Source organism: Corynebacterium sp. HMSC27B11 (assembly GCF_001815985.1).
GTDB lineage: Bacteria > Actinomycetota > Actinomycetes > Mycobacteriales > Mycobacteriaceae > Corynebacterium.
The window spans coordinates 1-16,184 of sequence record NZ_KV823563.1 but is presented as its reverse complement, the minus strand read 5'-3'; the positions used below and the strand labels follow the sequence as shown (position 1 = coordinate 16,184).

Below are 16,184 nucleotides of genomic sequence, written 5' to 3'. Positions count from 1 at the left end.
GCGTGGCCGGCGGATCAGGTCAGCATCGACAGCAGGAACACGGAGTCCTCGTCCGCGTCGACCCGGTGCGGGACCATGGCGGGCAGGTACGCGACGGTCCCCGGCGTGAGGACCTCGGTGCGGTCGCCGACGGTGAAGCGCACTTGGCCCTCGATGCATTGCACCATGATCGGGTGTGCAGCGCGGTGATCGGGCAATGTCTGTCCGGAACGGAAGCGCATGGCGATGATGTTGACGCCGTCGGCCGTTTGCAGTCGTTTCACGGCCGGGCCGTCGCCGCCCTCTGCAGCTGGTGCGGCGGTGGCGATGTCATGAAGGCTCAGGGCTTCCGGCTCGGCGGTCAGTTCAGCTTTCTGGTCGGCGTCGAGGAATTCGATCTCGGGCTCGCGTCGGGCGGCGGACGATGCTTCGCGCCCGGGGCCGGGAGCGTTGGAATCGGCGCCCGTCGCATCGAAGGCATCGGCGGTGTCGCGCAGACGGGCCACGATGCCGATCGAGGCGAGAGAGTCGTCGTGTTTGGCGAATGTGCTGCGCATGCCCAGGACCCGTCGGCGCGCCGCCGGCTGCCTGATCGCGTTGCCCACGATCCGCGCGACCCCGGCAGGGCCCTCGTCCTCGAGCATCTGGCTCGGCTTGAGTAGGCCCATCTCGCCGATGCGGACCTGTTCGACCTCGAAGCCGTGATCCTCGAGCAGCTGCCGCCATTCGGCGGGGGTGAGTGGACGGGCATTGACGCGAATCGCCTTCGACATGGCGACCCGGATCTCGTCCTTCGTCGACGTCGGGAGGTCGTCGGGGGTCAGTGCGAGTTCGTGGATCGCGTACCGGCCACCGGGCACGAGGATGCGGCGGACCTCGTCGAGGATGGCATTCTTGCCCTTGACTCCCTGCATGGTGAGCATCGCTTCGCCGATGACGGCATCCGCTGAATCGTCGTCGAGGTCCGTCGACTGGGCCTTGCCCTTCACTACGCGACCCTGGCCGCTCACGACCTTGGCTGTGGTCTGCACGGCGGCTTCGTCTTCGTCGACTCCGACGTATCCGGACGGCCGTCGCTTTAGGATCTCCGCCGCCGTGACGCCCAGGCCCGGGGCCAGTTCGACGACTCGGGCATCGGTGAGGCGGGACTGGTCGAGGATCCACTCCGTCATCTTCCGGCCGCCGGGGCGCAGCACCTTCTTTCCGAGCCTGGCCAACAGCCAATGTCCCTGGAGTTGATCGAAATCCCTGTCGCGGGCGGTCATGCGTGACTCCTTCGTCGAGTGTCGGTGGTGGCGGTGTCGTCGGAACGTGGCCGCCAATAATCCGAATATGAAGTACTGAGTATCAGGAACGAGCTTAGGCTAACCTTAATTACTTGTCGAGAAGGGATGAAAAGCCAGATCGGGCCGTCGCAAAGCTGCTTTGCGACGGCCCGGAAGGGGGGAGTTGGTTCGAGAAATGCCCCGGTCAGCGGTCCTGCGGAGTCTGGTCGACGAGCTCGTCGTCCTCCGGGATCTCCCCGGCCGGGCGCGGCGGGATCGAGCGGATCTGATCTCGGCTCAGGCCGGGGCCGAATTGGTGCGGCGGCAGAATGACCTCGCGGCCCAGGCGCAGCGACTCCTCGATGGCGGCGAATATGCGCACGTCGGCGAGCCCCTCCCGGCCATCGGGCTCGGGGCGCACGCCGGCGCGGACGCAGTCGATGAAGTAGCGGGTCTCGCCGGCGAACTGGTCGACGGAGGTGGCCTCATGGGTCTTCGTGCCCTGCGGCGTGGTCAGCGTCCAATTTCGCGGCGGCTCCGGCGCGAAGCCATAACAGGAGTTCGACGTGATGGTGCCCTTCGACCCCACCAGCTGGAACGTGTCCAGGTCCGCGGCGTTGTAGCTGAGCGTGTACTGCGCGACGCGGGCACCGGGGAAGCGCAGCGTCACGCCGGCGCCGTCCTGGAAATCGAAGTCGCGGTCGCGCGAGCTCACGCCGGTGGCGTGCACGTGCGTCGGCTCAGCGCGGAACAGATGACGCACCAGATTCAGGGGATAGGCGCCGAAGTCGGGGACGGGGCCGCCCCAGAAACCGGAGTGGCCGCGGTGGTTGGCCTCCTCGATGTCGTGCGCGAACGTCGAGGTGAACGTGCGGGTCTCGCCGATGACGCCGCGGTCGACCATGTCCGCCAGCTCCACCAGGTAGGCGTCCTGGTGCATGCGGTAGGCGACCATCAACGTCGCGCCGGAGCGCTGCGAGGCCGCGATCATCGCCTCGCAATCCTCCACGGAATCGGCCATCGGCTTCTCCAAAAGCACCGGGATGCCGGCGTCGAGCGCGGGCTCTGCGAACTCGCGGTGGCGGAAGACCGGCGTGGCCACGTAGATACCGTCGATGTCGCCGCGCTTCAGCAGCTCGGGGAATTCGTCGTAGTCGTACACCGCCACGTCGTCGGCGGTCGCCCGGCCGGTCGCCGCGGGGTCATCGTCGGGTCCGGCTCCGGCACCCGTTCGCTTGGCGACGGCCTCCGCCTTGGCGTCGGAGCTGGTCACCACGGCGGCGACCACCGCATCGGGGAGGCTGCGCAGAGCCGGGATGAAGGCCTGCTGCGAGATCTGGCCGACTCCGACGACGGCGAAACGGAACGGCGAGTCGGGGGAGTTGGGCGTGGAAGGCGTCTGGTTAATGTCAGTCATCATCGCCGACGGTACGCGCGGACACGAGGCCCCGCCATGTATCGACCGGCCCACAGCGTCGCGCCGGAGGTGCCGATGGTCAGCGGCGCCATGCCCGGAGTGCCGGAGGCGACGGGGATCAGCGTGCCGGCGGTGAGCTCGTCGTTGAGGTCGGTTTCGTCGTGGGTAGGGGCGGCACCGATCTCGTCCGACGGCAGCCACGCCTGGATGACGCGCAACTTCTTGCCGTCGAGGTAGCCGGAGGCGTTGAGCTCGGAGTGGCGGATCCTGCGTCCGGCGCTGACCCGCTGGGCCATGCCCGGCGTCAGGATCGACGCGGTGCCGGCCGCGCTGCCCTCCATACCGCCATCGTCGTGGTGGCGCAGGCGGCCGGTCATGATCCAGGTGACCAGCTCGACGTCGTTGTGCTGGTGCATGTCGAAGCCCTCGCCGGGGGCGACGATGTCGTCGTTGTGCACCATGAGCAGCCCGAACGCGTTGCCCTCGAGGTCGAAGCTGCCGGTGGCGGGGAAAGACTGGCGAGACAGCAGCGCCGAATCACGCCACGTCGAGCGTTCATCGGCGCGGATGATGCGGACCTCAAGGGCCGTCATCGGCGTCTTCTTCTTGCCCATGCCGCAATTCTATGCCGGTGGCGCGGCGGGACGGGACTGGTTTCAGGGCAGCTACAGGACCGGATCAACGCACTCTAAATCGAGAAGAGCCGGTAAGTGGCACAACACCGCACGCATCCAACATCGACTTTAAGGGCCTGACCCCGATGCAATATCGGACTCAGGCCCTTGAGCTCCTAACCGCCTAGGGTTAAAAGCCCAACTTTCGGGGGCTAGTTCACTTTCGGTGGCACCGAGGCCTTAAGCGTTGCTAGGCAGGGCGCTGATCAGGGGAGTGCGGTCTTATGCCTCGCCCTCGGCGAACTGTGTGGCCAGGCGCAAGTGCGGCAGCGCCAGCAGCGTACCCGCTCCCTGACCCAGGCCGATCCCGGTCGGCAGGATTGGGCTTAAGCCCAAGGCGCCGAGCGCCGGCACGATCGCCGGCTCCGTGCCGGGGGAGGCAGGCTGCCACCAGTCGCGAGCGGTGGGAGCCAGCATCTGCGCGCACAGCGCGGCCGCCGCGCAGCCCGCACCATCGAAGATCACCGGGGTGCGGCGAATCGCGGCCTGCGCGAGGATCCCGGTCAGCACCGCGATATGCGGCGCGGCCACCCGGGCGAGGATCTCGCGGGGCTCCGTGCGCACATCCCGCACCGCGAACATGCCGTCGCGAATCTGGGCGACCTTGCGCCGCCAGCCCTGGTCATCAATGCCTGAGCCCCACCCGATCACCTTCACCGGCTCGATCCCGCAGATCGCGCCAATGATCGTTGCGGCCGCGGTCGTGGTGCCTGGGCCGAAATCGCCGAGCAGCAGCAGCTCCGTGCCCTTATCGGCCTCCGCATCGGCGAAGGCCGCACCGGCCGCTAGCCACTCCTCGATGCCGGGCTCCGCCCCAGGGGAGGCCTGCTCGGTGGAAAGCTGATCGGCGGCCGCGGTGTTGGCGTCGATAAACTCCACCCGAACATCCTGGGCCACAGCAGCGGCGGCGACGGGGGAGCGACCCGAGGCATACAGCTCGCCCACCTGGGCCAGAGAATCCTCGGGGAGAATGGACACGGCAGGCGTCGTTGCTGGCTCACCAGCGACGACCGCCAAGGTCACGCGCTCCAGCGCGGCGGGCAGCTCCCGGCCCTGGCAGGCCGCCAACCAGCCACCCCAGGCGGCGAGCTCCCCCAAGCTCGCACGGCCGCCACCGGCAGCCATCGTCGTCGCCTCCAGCCGGCGGGTCGCCTCAGCAACGCGCGTCGGATCGACTGCTTCCACGGCCGTGAAGTCCACTGCCATTTAGCGAACGTCCTCGCCGATCTCTACCTGCGGGGCAGGGTTACGCATCTTGCGGATCATCGTCGCGCGGCCGAAGGCGTACATGCCCAGCCCGAACTTACCCAGCGTGGTGTCCGGGTACTTCTCGCGCACCAGGCGGTTGACCCTGCGGCCAAGGATGATGCCCTCGATGACCATGAGGATCAGGATGCCGAACATCACCAGGGAGGCGGTGTTCGCCAGCATCGGGTTGCGCAGGCCGATCACCATGATCACGACCACGACCAGCGCGATCGGCATGAAGTAGTTGCCGAGGTAGCGGTGCGAATCCACCCAGTCGCGAACGAAGCGACGCTCCGGACCCTTATCGCGGTCCATGAGGTAGCGCTCGTCGCCGGCCATCATGCGCTCGTTAATGTGGCGGCGCTCGGCCTCGCGCTCCCGACGCTCCTTGGCCTTGAGCTCCTTGTACTCCTCCTTGGACATGGAGGCCTTGAGCTCCTTACGGCGCTTGCGGGCCTCGGCCGGGGTCTCGGGGCCCTGGTATGGGCCGCGGCGCACGCCGGCCTGGCGCTCCTGCTCGTTACGCTTCGGGGTCGGCCGACCCTTCGGCGGGGTGAAGGCCTTGTTGGCAGGCTGCTTGTCCCCAGCCTCTGGGGTGGCCTCGGCGGATGCTGCGGCGGTGCTGGCGGCAGCGGAGGTGGATGTGCTCTTCTTACGCGACTTTTTCACGCCTCTTAGGCTAGAGCAGAATCAGGGGGCTATCAAAAGGATGGAATAGTTTCGCGGCAACGTTCGTTGTACGGGAGGACGGAGCGCGAGCTTGTGGAATTCGCACCGCTTCGCGAGTAACCTAAACGAGCATCGAAACCATCCTTATTGAGGAGGAAATATGACTGCCCCAGAGAAGGTCACGGGTGTTGAGCTGACCGACGCCGCTGTGGCCAAGGCAAGCTCCCTGCTGGCCCAGGAGGGTCGCGACGACCTGGCACTGCGCATCGCGGTCCAGCCAGGTGGCTGCGCTGGCCTGCGTTACCAGCTGTTCTTCGATGACCGCTCCCTGGACGGAGACCTGAAGGACGAGTACGAGGGCGTGAACCTGGTCGTCGACCGCATGTCCGCCCCATACCTGATGGGCGCGAAGATCGACTTCGCGGACACCATCGAGTCCCAGGGCTTCACGATCGACAACCCGAACGCTTCCGGCTCCTGCGCCTGCGGCGACTCCTTCTCCTAAGCCGAAGAAAGGCCCTTAACCCCGCGGCTGCGGGGTAGCAAAAGAGGCAGGACGGCGAAACGCCGCGGCCCCACGTCGAGTGGGTGCCGCGGCGTTTTTGTTGCAAGGAGCCCAACAGGGGCTAGCGAGCGGTGAGGTCCCAGGGCTTGGCAGGGGTCACAGGCTAGGGCCCGGGGGGGGGAAGTAGGGCCTAGGGCGCGGGCTTCCCGCCCCAGGCCCAGCGGCCTAAGAGCGTGGCCTTAGAGCTTCACCGGGTAGTCCTGCTCGCTGATGCCCGGGTCGATGCGCTTCTCCACGAAGATGCCGTGCCAGATCATGAACGCCAGCACCGTCCACAGGCGGCGGGAGTGATCCGGGCCGGAACCAGAGTTCATCGCCGTCCGGTGCTCCTCGAGCATCGCCAGAACCTCGGCCTTGTTGAAGATGTGATCCGTCTGGGAATCCTCGATGTGCTTCTTCGCCCAGCCGTAGAGCTCGTCGCCGGCCAACCAGTGGCGGATCGGCACTGGGAAGCCCAGCTTCTTGCGGTTGAGCACGTGCTCCGGAACGATGCGCTCCATCGCCTTACGCAGCGCGTACTTCGTCGTCCCATGGGAGATCTTCATGTCGATCGGCAGGGTCTCCGCGACGTCGAAAACGACCTTGTCCAGGAACGGGACTCGCAGCTCCAGAGAGTTCGCCATCGTGATCTTGTCCGCCTTGACCAGAATGTCCCCGCGCAGCCAGGTGAATAGATCCAGGTGCTGCATGCGGGCCACCGGATCCATGTCCTTCGACTTCGCGTAGATCGGGGCGGTCACCTCCCGGTGATCCCACTCCGGGCGCACCTCGCGCAGCACGCGCTCCAGCTGCTCGTAGTTGAAGGAGCGGGCGTTGCCGTAGTAGCGCTCCTCCATGGACATCGTGCCGCGCTGCAGCAGCGACTTACCACGCACGCCGTCTGGCAGTGCGTCGCCCAGCTTCGCCAGCACCTTATTAATAGGGCTCGGAATCTTCTCGAACGGGGCGAGGCTCAAAGGCTCCTTATAAATGGTGTAGCCACCGAAGAGCTCATCTGCGCCCTCGCCGGAGAGCACGACCTTCACGTGCTTGCGGGCTTCGGCTGCCACAAAGTACAGCGGCACCAGCGCCGGGTCGGCAACCGGGTCGTCCAGGTACCACATGATCTTCGGCACCGCGTCGGCGAACTCCTCCGGGCTGACCACCTTGACGATGTGCTCCGCGCCGATCGCCGCAGCGGACTCCGCCGCGACGTCCACCTCGGAGTAACCCTCGCGCTGGAAACCGGTGGTGAAGGTCAGCAGGTCCGGGTTGTGGCGCTTGGCCAGCGTGGCGATGGCCGTGGAGTCGATGCCACCGGAGAGGAAGGAACCCACCGTGACATCCGCGCGCATGTGCTTGGCCACGGAATCCTCCAGGGCCTCGGCGATGCGCTGGAAGAGGGCATCCTCGCCGCCCGCCGGAACCTTGGCCACCGGGAACTTCGGCTCGAAGTAACGCTCCTCCTCGATGGTGCAGCCACCCTTCGCGCCCTCCGCTGGGGGAGTGACGAACGCGCGGGAGCCCGACTCCAGACGGAAGATGTTCTTGTGCAGGCTCTCCGGCTCAGGGACGTACTGCAGATCTGTGTAGTGAGCAATAGCCCGGGGATCCAGATCGAGGTTCAGGCCGATGGCGTCCGCAAGGGAAAGGATGCACTTCTTCTCGGAGGAGAAGACCGTCGCTTTGTCTGTCGACGCCAGGTACATCGGCTTGATGCCGAACGGATCGCGAGCGAGGAACAGGCGGCGCTCCACCGAATCCCAGATCGCGATGCCGAACATGCCACGCAGGTGGTTGACCACATCGGCACCCCAGTGGTGGAAACCAACGACGATCGGCTCGCCGTCGCCGCCGGTATTAAAGGAGTAACCCAGCTCCTGGAGCTCCTCGCGCAGTTCGACGTAGTTGTAGATCTCGCCGTTGAAGGTCATGGAGTAGCGGTTCGGTTGATCCGCCGGCCCCCACTGCAGCGGCTGGTGGGAGTGCTCCAGGTCGATGATGGACAGGCGGTTGAAGCCGAAGACCACATCGTCGTCGTTCCAGGTGCCGCTATCATCCGGACCACGGTGACGCATGCACGGCAGCGCTTCAGCGACCGGGTCGGTGAACGTGTTGGCAGTGCCGTCGGCGGACAGTAAACCAAGTAGGCCACACATAGGGTGCTTTACTACTCCTGAATCATCGGGGACTATATAAACTGACGCGCGGAACAGAGGTGGCCGCGAGCCAGGTCGGTTAGACTACAAACTACGCGCTCGGGGGCGCTCGTCCTAGCTGGCGCGCGGGGGAGAAAACGGGCAAGTTGCCCCGGACGGGGGGAGGGGCTCACAGGAAACCCCCAAAATGTGGCACCCACCGCAACGAATAGTGGCAATTCGCTGTATATGGTCTAAAGTTCTCTAGTGAAGCAGTCTTGGGCGCAACAAGCGTGCGCTCACCACGAGCGATAACGCCGAAAAACCCAAGGCTATGAACGTGTGAACGAGGAAGGCATAATCGCGTGGAACAGCGAAAAGTGCACGGTATGACTCGCCGTATTGCTATGGCAGGGACGCTCGGCCTGTCCGGCCTCGCCCTTGCTGGTTGTAACGTCGCGCCCCCGGAGAACGGCTTTTTCCATGCTCTCCGCATGGGCTGGCCGATGGGTATCACCCCGGAGGCTGAGCAGATGGGCAACTACTGGGTCTGGGTCTGGGTGGCCGCCTGGATCATCGGTATCATCATGTGGGCCCTGATGTTCTTCGTTATGGGTCGCTACTCCAGCAAGGCTCGCTCCCGCCGTGGCGACAACGAGGAATTCCCACGTCAGACGGGCTACAACGTCCCGCTCGAGCTGGTGCTCACCACCCTCCCGGTCCTGATCGTCATGGTTCTGTTCTTCTTCAACGTCCAGACCCAGGACAGCGTTACCGCCCTGGATAAGGACCCGAAGGTCAAGGTCGACGTCACCGGCTACCAGTGGAACTGGAAGTTCGGCTACGGCGAGATCAACGGCGAGCTGCTGGGCGGCCAGGACTACGAGGGCGTCGACAAGGAGGCTCAGCAGCGCGCTGAGGACTCCAAGTACGAGATCCGCTCCAACACCAACCACGGTGTCGGCCCGATCCACGGCCGTTCGAAGGAAGACTACAGCTACCTGAACTTCAACAAGATCGAGACCGTCGGCTCCACCGACGAGGTTCCGGTCCTGGTTGTTCCGTCCAACACCGCAATCGAGTTCAACCTCGCCTCCGCGGACGTTGCCCACTCCTTCTGGATCCCAGAGTTTCTCTTCAAGCGCGACGTGTTCCCGCACCCGGAGGCAAACCAGTCTGAGCGTCGCTTCCAGATCTCCGAGATCAAGGAAGAGGGAGCATTCGTCGGTCGCTGTGCCGAGATGTGCGGTACCTACCACTCCATGATGAACTTCGAGCTGCGCGTCGTCTCCCCGGAGAAGTTCGCGGACTACATCAAGTTCCGTCAGGACAACCCGGAGGCTCCGAACTCCGAGGCTCTGAAGTCCATCGGTGAAGCTCCGTACTCCACCTCTACCCACCCATTCGTTTCCGACCGCACGGGCACCCGTGAAGCCGGCGAAAACATGACGGACCGCAACGCTGCCTAAGGGCACCGCGCGAGTTCCTAACTAGAGAAAGAGGAAAAGATGACTTCCGGAGCAAAGCTTTTCTACGGCCTCGCCCTGTTCTTCTTCGTCATGGACGTGGTCTACATCCTGGGCACCAAGCACCTGGTCGAGACCAACCGTGTGATGGGCACCGAGTGGGCTGGTGTTACCGGCCTGACCCTGGCCCTGCTGCTGTCCCTGATGCTGGCTGTGTACCTGCACCTGACCGACAACAAGACCGACATCGGTCCTTCCGACTGGGAGATGGCTGAGATTGAGGACGGCGCTGGCGTGCTGGGCTTCTTCTCCGCTGGCTCCATCTGGCCGCTGCAGCTGACCATCGCCGTGATGCTGGTCGCTTACGGTCTGGCCTTCTGGCACTTCTGGCTGATCGTGGCCGGCGCAATCTTCCTGATCTGGGGCTCTGTCATGATGAACCTCCAGTACGGTGTCGCTCGCGACGACCACTAAACGCTTAAGCGTTCACACGCTTTAAGGCCGCGGCCGGGATCCCTCGACGGGAACCCGGCCGCGTTCTGCATTTCTGGACCCTGTTCGCCAATATCTCGCTGTCAGCCGGCGGGCCATCGCATCTGCAACCGCGCTGGGGGGTCATCTGGTTGGGCTAGCGGGGGGGCGGGTTGAGGGACAGGCGTGCGCGCGGTTCAGTAATCAACGGCAGCGGAGTACTTCGGTTGAAAAGCAACGCAAAAGGCCCCTCGGTCAGGCTTTAAACCTTGACCGAGGGGCCTGATGGGGCAGTTGTGCGGCCCTAGCGGGCGATCATCGCCTCCATCTTCTCTAGGGCTGCGCCGGACTCCAGGCTCTCGCGGGCGCGGTCGATGTTCCGCTTCAGCGTGGCCTGCAGGCCGTCTTCCTCCCAACCCTCGACGGTGGCCAGCGCTGCGGCGCCGTTGAGCAGGACGGCGTCCTTAATCGCGCCCTCGAGCTCGCCACGGAAGAGCTTGCGGGCGATCTCGGCGTTGTACTCGGCATCCCCGCCGCGCAGGGCGTCCTCCTCGTAGAAGTCGAGGCCCAGGGAACGCGGATTGATGATCTCCTCGCCGGTCTGGCCGTTGGCATCCACCGTGACCACGTCGGTTGGGGCGCACACGCTGATCTCGTCCATGCCGTCCATACCGCGGACGACGAGCACGCGGCTGCCCTGGTGGGCGAATGCTCCGCCGATGATCGGCATGAGATCCTTGAACGCACACCCGATGAGGCCATAACCGGGCTTTGCCGGGTTGGTCATGGGGCCGAGCAGGTTGAAGACGGTCGGAACCTTCAGCTCGCTGCGCACCGGGCCCGCGAAACGCATGGCCGGGTGGTAGGCCTTCGAGAACAGGAACGCGAAGTGCGTCTCCTTCAGGTCCTCCGCTACGGCCTCGGGGGAGCGCTCGATGTCCACACCGAGCGCCTCGAGCATGTCCGCGCCTCCACATTGGGAGGACGCCTTGCGGTTACCGTGCTTAACAACGTTCGTTCCGGTGCCTGCGACGACGAAGGACGCCATCGTGGAGATGTTTACGGTGTTGCGGCCATCGCCGCCGGTTCCGACGATGTCCACAATCTTGTCCACTCCCGAGAAGTCCACCGGGGTCGCGAAAGAGCGCATGGCCTCTGCTGCAGCGGCGAGCTCCGCGGCGGTGATGCCCTTAACCCGAAGACCAAAGGCAAAGGCGGAGATCAGGACGTCGCTGGCGCGTCCAGCCATGATCTCGTTCATCGCCCACGCGGTCTGGGACTCGCTGAGCTCTTCGCGGCGACCCAGGCGGTCCAGTAGGCCCGGCCAGGTGAAGTAGGACTCCGGAAGCTGCTCGGCACCAAGTGCATGAGCGGTAGAGGTGAATGTGCTGTGATCGGTTGACTCTGTTGCCACCTGTTGGCTCCCTTCCAAAGCTGTTTCTTTAAATAATACGGCGGAGGTTAGCGTTGCCTGTGAGTGGGTGGCGTGGATCACCACTGCGAACCGAATCTCGGCGACTTCTGCGGGGGTAAAGGGGAGATGCGGGGGCGCTTCGGTGTCAGGGTTCGGGCCCGAAGTGGGGGAGGGGGTGGTGCCTTGCTGGCTGAATCCTGTGAACAAAATCGGTTGTCAGTACGGCGGAAAACCGGGTCCGCTTATGCGCTGACCTGGCACGATGTGGTGCGTCGGATAGCGATTCCAAAAAGTTCCGACTATCCCCCAAAGGGGGGATACTGGCAGGTTTGTCCAAGGTTTGACCTGGTGTTTTCCAGTCCGCTTTGAGCTTTCACGCGTGGGGAATCGACTATCTGCCAGAAAACAGCCATACTTAGACACGTGACAAGCGCAGTTGAAAACCCAGGTATGGCAGCACCACATCGTGTTGCGACGCTGAACCGACCGAACATGGTCAGCGTCGGCACGATCGTGTTCCTGTCTCAAGAATTGATGTTTTTTGCTGGCCTGTTCGCGATGTACTTCGTGTCCAAGGCCAACTCGGGAGGCAATTGGCCATCCGAGCCAACCGAGCTGAACGTGCCTTTCGCGGCGACGATTACGATCATCCTGATCTCCTCGTCCGTGACTGCGCAGTTCGGCGTGTTCGCGGCTGAGAGGGGGGATGTCTTCGCTCTTCGTCGTTGGTACGCACTGTCGGCGTTGCTGGGAACCGTGTTCCTTATCGGTCAGGGATACGAGTACTTCCACTTCGTCGAGACTGGAACCACGATCCCGGGCTCCGTTTACGGCTCGGTGTTCTTCATCACGACCGGTTTCCACGGCGCACACGTGCTGGCCGGTGTGATTGCGTTCCTCGTTGTGTTGCTCAGGACGTTCAAGTCCAAGTTCACCCCGGCACAGGCAACCGCTGCCGTCGTCGTGTCCTACTACTGGCACTTCGTCGACGTTGTCTGGATCGGCCTGTGGATCACGATTTACTTCGTTCAATAGGCCGTTAGCGCCAACTCAGGTTGGCCGACAGCCCATCGCAATTCCATTGACGAGTTAAAGGGAACAAGATGGATACCTCTAACAACAACGCGAGCGCTGGTGCAGCAACCGGTGCGCAGCGTTCCCCAGGGGCCGCACGGCGGCGCCGCAAGCTCCGCAAGGTGCTTGCCGGGGCATTCGCTCTCGTCGTCGGACTGACCGGCGCGGGATTCCTGGCTAATGCCCTCACTCCGGACCCGAACACTGCTACGGCACAGCAGGACGAGACCGCACTGGTCCAGCAGGGTAAGGAAATTTACGAAGTGGCATGTATCACCTGCCACGGTGCCAACCTCCAGGGCCAGGAGGGTCGTGGTCCTTCGCTGATCGGTGTCGGCGAGGGCTCCGTGTACTTCCAGGTCCACTCCGGCCGCATGCCGATGCTGCGCAACGAGGCGCAGGCAAAGCGTAAGCAGCCGCGTTACTCCGAGCAGCAGACCCTGGCTCTGGCGGCATACGTCAACGCCAACGGTGGCGGCCCGGGCATCGTCCGCAACGAGGACGGCTCCATCGCCATGGAGTCCCTCCGTGGTAAGAGCACCACCGACGGTGAGATCAACCCGGCCGACGTGGCACGCGGTTCCGACCTTTTCCGTCTGAACTGTGCCTCCTGCCACAACTTCACTGGCCGTGGTGGCGCACTGTCCTCCGGTAAGTTCGCTCCGACCCTGGATCACGCGAACGAGCAGGAGATCTACCAGGCCATGCTGACTGGCCCGCAGAACATGCCGAAGTTCTCTGATCGCCAGCTGACCGCTGACGAGAAGAAGGACATCATCGCCTTCGTGAAGAACGCTAAGGAAACCCCGAACCCGGGTGGCTACGGCCTCGGCGGTCTGGGTCCCGTTAGCGAGGGCATGCTGATGTGGTTCGGAGGCATCATCGTGATGATCGCCTTCGCGATGTGGATTGGAACCCGGTCATGAGCGAATTGAAGAATAAGTACACTGATGCCGAGCTGGCACAGATGAGCGAGGAAGACCTCGCTCGCCTCGGCACCGAGCTGGACGGCGTGACCGTCGCTTACCGTAAGGAACGCTTCCCGATCGAGAACGATCCGGCTGAGAAGCGTGCTTCCCGTCGGGTTGCCACCTACCTGATCCTCTCCATCGTCCTCGGCCTGGCATTCGTTGCCATCTACCTCTTCTGGCCGTGGGAGTACAAGCACATGGATGAAGAGGGCCTGTGGTGGTACACCTTCTACACCCCGCTGCTGGGTATCACCTCTGGTCTGTCCATCACCCTGCTGGGCATGGGTGTTGCGGCTTACACCAAGAGCTTCATCCCGGAGGAGATCTCCGTTCAGACTCGCCACGACGGCCCGTCTGACGAGGTCGATCGCCGCACCCTCGTGGCCCTCCTGAACGACTCCTGGAAGACCTCCACCCTCGGCCGCCGCCCGGTTATCGCCGGCCTGGCCGCAGGTGGTGCTGCACTCGCTGGTCTCGCGATCATCCTCCCAATGGGTGGCATCGTGAAGAACCCGTGGAAGCGCGGCGCAATGGGCATCGCCGGCGACGGCACCCTGTGGACCACCGGCTGGACCCTGCACGAGCAGGGCGAGAAGCTGTACCTGGCTCGCGACACCGGCGCCGTGGCTGAGAACCACGACGGCCACTGGAGCACCCAGGGCATCTCCCGCCTGGTCCGCGTCCGTCCGGAGGACCTGGACGCTGGCGCCATGGAGACCGTCTTCCCGATGACCGAAAGCATGGTCAACGACGGCGACAAGTACGACTCCAAGGCTGAGGTCTACGAGGACCACATGCACTCCATCCACGGTTCCCGCAACGCGGTCATGCTGATCCGCCTGCGCCACGAGGATGCTCTGCGTGCTGTCCAGCGTGCCGGTCAGGAAGACTTCCACTACGGCGACTACATTGCGTTCTCCAAGATCTGTACGCACATTGGTTGCCCGACGTCCCTGTACGAGCAGCAGACCAACCGTATTCTTTGCCCGTGCCACCAGTCCCAGTTCGACGCGCTGCAGTACGGCAAGCCGGTCTTCGGCCCAGCCGCACGTGCACTGCCAGAGCTGCCGATCACGGTGGACGAGGAAGGGTACCTCATCGCCAAGGGCAACTTCATTGAGCCTGTTGGCCCGGCATTCTGGGAGCGTAGGTCATGACCACTAAGCAACAAGGCCGCCTCGCGCAGGCCGCAAACAACATCGATGAGCGCTACACCGCATCTGGGGTAATCCGCCCGCAGATCAACAAGGTGTTCCCGACTCACTGGTCCTTCATGCTCGGTGAGATCGCGCTCTACTCCTTCATCATTCTGATCCTGTCGGGTGTCTACCTGACCCTGTTCTTCGACCCATCCATGTCGAAGGTCATTTACGACGGCGTCTACGCACCGCTCAACGGTGTGGAGATGTCCGCCGCTTACCACACGGCCCTCGATATCACCTTCGAGGTGCGTGGTGGCCTGTTCATTCGCCAGGTCCACCACTGGGCAGCCCTGCTGTTCTCCGTTTCCATCATGGTTCACATGATGCGTATCTTCTTCACGGGTGCATTCCGCAAGCCACGTGAGGCCAACTGGGTTATCGGCTGCCTGCTTCTGCTGCTGTCGATCGCCGAGGGCTTCATGGGCTACTCCCTGCCGGACGACCTGCTCTCCGGTGTGGGTCTGCGAATCATGTCTGCAATCGTGATCTCCCTGCCGATCATCGGCACCTGGATGCACTGGATCATGTTCGCCGGTGACTTCCCGGGCGACATCATCATCCCGCGCCTGTACATCGCGCACGTGCTGCTGATCCCGGGCATCCTGCTGGCTCTGATCGCTGCTCACCTGGCTCTGGTCTGGTTCCAGAAGCACACCCAGTTCCCTGGACCGGGTCGCACTGAGAACAACGTTGTCGGCGTCCGAATCCTCCCGGTCTTCGGCGTCAAGGCTGCTTCCTTCGGCCTGATCACCTTCGGTTTCGTGGCACTGCTGGCTGGTCTCTTCCAGATCAACGGTATTTGGAATATCGGCCCCTACAACCCGTCCCAGGTCTCCGCTGGTTCCCAGCCGGACGTCTACATGCTGTGGACTGATGGTGCTGCCCGTGTCATGCCGGCATGGGAGCTGTACCTCGGTAACTACACCATCGCCTCTGTCTTCTGGGTTGCTCTGCTGCTCGGCCTGCTGGTCGCGCTGCTGGTTGCCTACCCGTGGATCGAGCAGAAGATGACCGGTGACAATGCACACCACAACCTGCTGCAGCGTCCGCGCGACGTCCCCGTCCGCACCGGCCTCGGCGTCATGGCTCTGGTGTTCTACGCACTGCTGACCGTCTCTGGTGGTAACGACCACGTCGCTCACTTCTTCGACATTTCGCTGAACGTGATGACCTGGGTCGGCCGCATCGGCCTGATCGTGCTGCCTCCGATCGCGTACTACGTCACCCACCGCATCTGCGTTGGTCTGCAGCGTCGCGACCGGGAGATCCTGGAGCACGGTATCGAGACCGGTACCATCCGTCAGCTGCCGTCCGGCGAGTTCATCGAGGTCCACCAGCCGCTTGGTGGCGTCGACGAGCACGGCCACGCCATCCCGCTGGAGTACCAGGGTGCATACGTGCCGACCCAGCCGAACGACCTCGGTGCGGCTGGCAAGCCGGGCCGCGGTGGCTGGTTCAGCCCGGACTCCCCGGAGATCGCCGAAAAGGCTCAGGAGATCGAGCACCGCAACGCGCTGGAGCGCAAGCAGATGTTCGAGCGTCTCCAGGAGGCCAACCGTGCCGAGCTGGAGTCCCGCAACGAGGACTAAACGCCACGAGGCGCATAGCTCGCAGAAGTACCGGCGCTAGTTCCAACTGCCACTAGCAGCCGG

14 protein-coding genes are annotated in these 16,184 nt (G+C 63.9%); 7 read left to right on the top strand and 7 right to left on the bottom strand.

The genetic code is table 11. The features are described 5' to 3' along the window. Positions 1 to 14: 14 nt before the first annotated feature. The 5 genes from HMPREF3097_RS10075 to HMPREF3097_RS06205 all read right to left on the bottom strand — a co-directional run bounded on the left by HMPREF3097_RS10075 (position 15) and on the right by HMPREF3097_RS06205 (position 5,252). Positions 15 to 1,244, bottom strand: coding sequence for a methyltransferase domain-containing protein (locus HMPREF3097_RS10075; RefSeq protein WP_070757779.1), 1,230 nt, complete (start codon positions 1,242 to 1,244; stop codon positions 15 to 17). Positions 1,245 to 1,449: 205 nt separating this feature from the next. After that, entirely contained in the window at positions 1,450 to 2,661 is a 1,212-nt protein-coding gene (locus HMPREF3097_RS06220; protein ID WP_070761559.1) for a Gfo/Idh/MocA family protein, read from the bottom strand. Further along, positions 2,661 to 3,275: a pirin family protein gene (locus tag HMPREF3097_RS06215; protein ID WP_070761558.1), complete on the bottom strand. Its 615-nt coding sequence runs from the start codon at positions 3,273 to 3,275 to the stop codon at positions 2,661 to 2,663. The genes HMPREF3097_RS06220 and HMPREF3097_RS06215 overlap by 1 nt, the downstream gene beginning before the upstream one ends. Positions 3,276 to 3,557: 282 nt before the next feature. Then, the gene (locus HMPREF3097_RS06210) at positions 3,558 to 4,541 is read right to left on the bottom strand and encodes a nicotinate-nucleotide--dimethylbenzimidazole phosphoribosyltransferase (RefSeq protein ID WP_070761557.1); all 984 of its coding nucleotides are present in this window, start codon (positions 4,539 to 4,541) and stop codon (positions 3,558 to 3,560) included. Beyond that, on the bottom strand, positions 4,542 to 5,252 hold the full coding sequence (locus HMPREF3097_RS06205) for a DUF3043 domain-containing protein (protein ID WP_070761556.1): 711 nt from the start codon (positions 5,250 to 5,252) through the stop codon (positions 4,542 to 4,544). A 160-nt stretch (positions 5,253 to 5,412) separates the two neighbouring features. On the opposite strand from HMPREF3097_RS06205, the gene HMPREF3097_RS06200 reads away from it, so the two are divergent. After that, positions 5,413 to 5,757 carry a HesB/IscA family protein gene (locus HMPREF3097_RS06200; protein WP_012360489.1) on the top strand — a complete coding sequence of 115 codons (345 nt, stop codon included), beginning with the start codon at positions 5,413 to 5,415 and terminating at the stop codon, positions 5,755 to 5,757. A gap of 239 nt (positions 5,758 to 5,996) precedes the next feature. On the opposite strand, the gene asnB is transcribed toward HMPREF3097_RS06200, so the two are convergent. After that, positions 5,997 to 7,955 (bottom strand): asparagine synthase (glutamine-hydrolyzing), encoded by a 1,959-nt coding sequence (asnB, locus tag HMPREF3097_RS06195; protein ID WP_070761555.1) that lies wholly within the window; start codon positions 7,953 to 7,955, stop codon positions 5,997 to 5,999. A gap of 344 nt (positions 7,956 to 8,299) precedes the next feature. On the opposite strand from asnB, the gene HMPREF3097_RS06190 reads away from it, so the two are divergent. Both HMPREF3097_RS06190 and HMPREF3097_RS06185 read left to right on the top strand, forming a co-directional pair. Further along, positions 8,300 to 9,403, top strand: coding sequence for an aa3-type cytochrome oxidase subunit II (locus tag HMPREF3097_RS06190; RefSeq protein ID WP_070757789.1), 1,104 nt, complete (start codon positions 8,300 to 8,302; stop codon positions 9,401 to 9,403). Positions 9,404 to 9,442: 39 nt separating this feature from the next. Continuing rightward, positions 9,443 to 9,874 carry an aa3-type cytochrome oxidase subunit IV gene (locus HMPREF3097_RS06185; RefSeq protein WP_070757791.1) on the top strand — a complete coding sequence of 144 codons (432 nt, stop codon included), beginning with the start codon at positions 9,443 to 9,445 and terminating at the stop codon, positions 9,872 to 9,874. 301 nt (positions 9,875 to 10,175) lie between these two features. Here HMPREF3097_RS06185 and trpD read toward each other — a convergent pair whose 3' ends face one another. Then, a complete protein-coding gene (gene trpD / locus HMPREF3097_RS06180) occupies positions 10,176 to 11,285 on the bottom strand; it encodes an anthranilate phosphoribosyltransferase (RefSeq protein ID WP_070757793.1) in 1,110 nt (369 codons plus the stop codon). A 450-nt stretch (positions 11,286 to 11,735) separates the two neighbouring features. Here trpD and HMPREF3097_RS06175 point away from each other — a divergent pair, with 450 nt between their 5' ends. The 4 genes from HMPREF3097_RS06175 (at position 11,736) to HMPREF3097_RS06160 (ending at position 16,121) form a co-directional block, all read left to right on the top strand. Beyond that, positions 11,736 to 12,320: an aa3-type cytochrome oxidase subunit III gene (locus tag HMPREF3097_RS06175; protein WP_187441039.1), complete on the top strand. Its 585-nt coding sequence runs from the start codon at positions 11,736 to 11,738 to the stop codon at positions 12,318 to 12,320. 68 nt (positions 12,321 to 12,388) lie between these two features. Continuing rightward, the gene (locus HMPREF3097_RS06170; RefSeq protein ID WP_070757796.1) at positions 12,389 to 13,285 is read left to right on the top strand and encodes a cytochrome bc1 complex diheme cytochrome c subunit; all 897 of its coding nucleotides are present in this window, start codon (positions 12,389 to 12,391) and stop codon (positions 13,283 to 13,285) included. Continuing rightward, positions 13,282 to 14,487: a cytochrome bc1 complex Rieske iron-sulfur subunit gene (locus tag HMPREF3097_RS06165; protein ID WP_070757798.1), complete on the top strand. Its 1,206-nt coding sequence runs from the start codon at positions 13,282 to 13,284 to the stop codon at positions 14,485 to 14,487. Before HMPREF3097_RS06170 ends, HMPREF3097_RS06165 begins: the two co-directional genes overlap by 4 nt. Beyond that, entirely contained in the window at positions 14,484 to 16,121 is a 1,638-nt protein-coding gene (locus HMPREF3097_RS06160; protein WP_070761554.1) for a cytochrome bc1 complex cytochrome b subunit, read from the top strand. Before HMPREF3097_RS06165 ends, HMPREF3097_RS06160 begins: the two co-directional genes overlap by 4 nt. The last annotated feature ends 63 nt before the right edge of the window (positions 16,122 to 16,184 follow it).

Coding starts and splice junctions, on each gene's coding strand:
- HMPREF3097_RS06185 (WP_070757791.1), top strand. CDS start 9,443: ATGACTTCCGGAGCAAAGCTTTTCTACGGCCTCGCCCTGTTCTTCTTC.
- HMPREF3097_RS06210 (WP_070761557.1), bottom strand. CDS start 4,541: ATGGCAGTGGACTTCACGGCCGTGGAAGCAGTCGATCCGACGCGCGTT.
- HMPREF3097_RS06215 (WP_070761558.1), bottom strand. CDS start 3,275: ATGGGCAAGAAGAAGACGCCGATGACGGCCCTTGAGGTCCGCATCATC.
- HMPREF3097_RS06165 (WP_070757798.1), top strand. CDS start 13,282: ATGAGCGAATTGAAGAATAAGTACACTGATGCCGAGCTGGCACAGATG.
- HMPREF3097_RS06170 (WP_070757796.1), top strand. CDS start 12,389: ATGGATACCTCTAACAACAACGCGAGCGCTGGTGCAGCAACCGGTGCG.
- asnB (WP_070761555.1), bottom strand. CDS start 7,955: ATGTGTGGCCTACTTGGTTTACTGTCCGCCGACGGCACTGCCAACACG.
- HMPREF3097_RS06175 (WP_187441039.1), top strand. CDS start 11,736: ATGGCAGCACCACATCGTGTTGCGACGCTGAACCGACCGAACATGGTC.
- HMPREF3097_RS10075 (WP_070757779.1), bottom strand. CDS start 1,244: ATGACCGCCCGCGACAGGGATTTCGATCAACTCCAGGGACATTGGCTG.
- HMPREF3097_RS06200 (WP_012360489.1), top strand. CDS start 5,413: ATGACTGCCCCAGAGAAGGTCACGGGTGTTGAGCTGACCGACGCCGCT.
- HMPREF3097_RS06160 (WP_070761554.1), top strand. CDS start 14,484: ATGACCACTAAGCAACAAGGCCGCCTCGCGCAGGCCGCAAACAACATC.
- HMPREF3097_RS06220 (WP_070761559.1), bottom strand. CDS start 2,661: ATGACTGACATTAACCAGACGCCTTCCACGCCCAACTCCCCCGACTCG.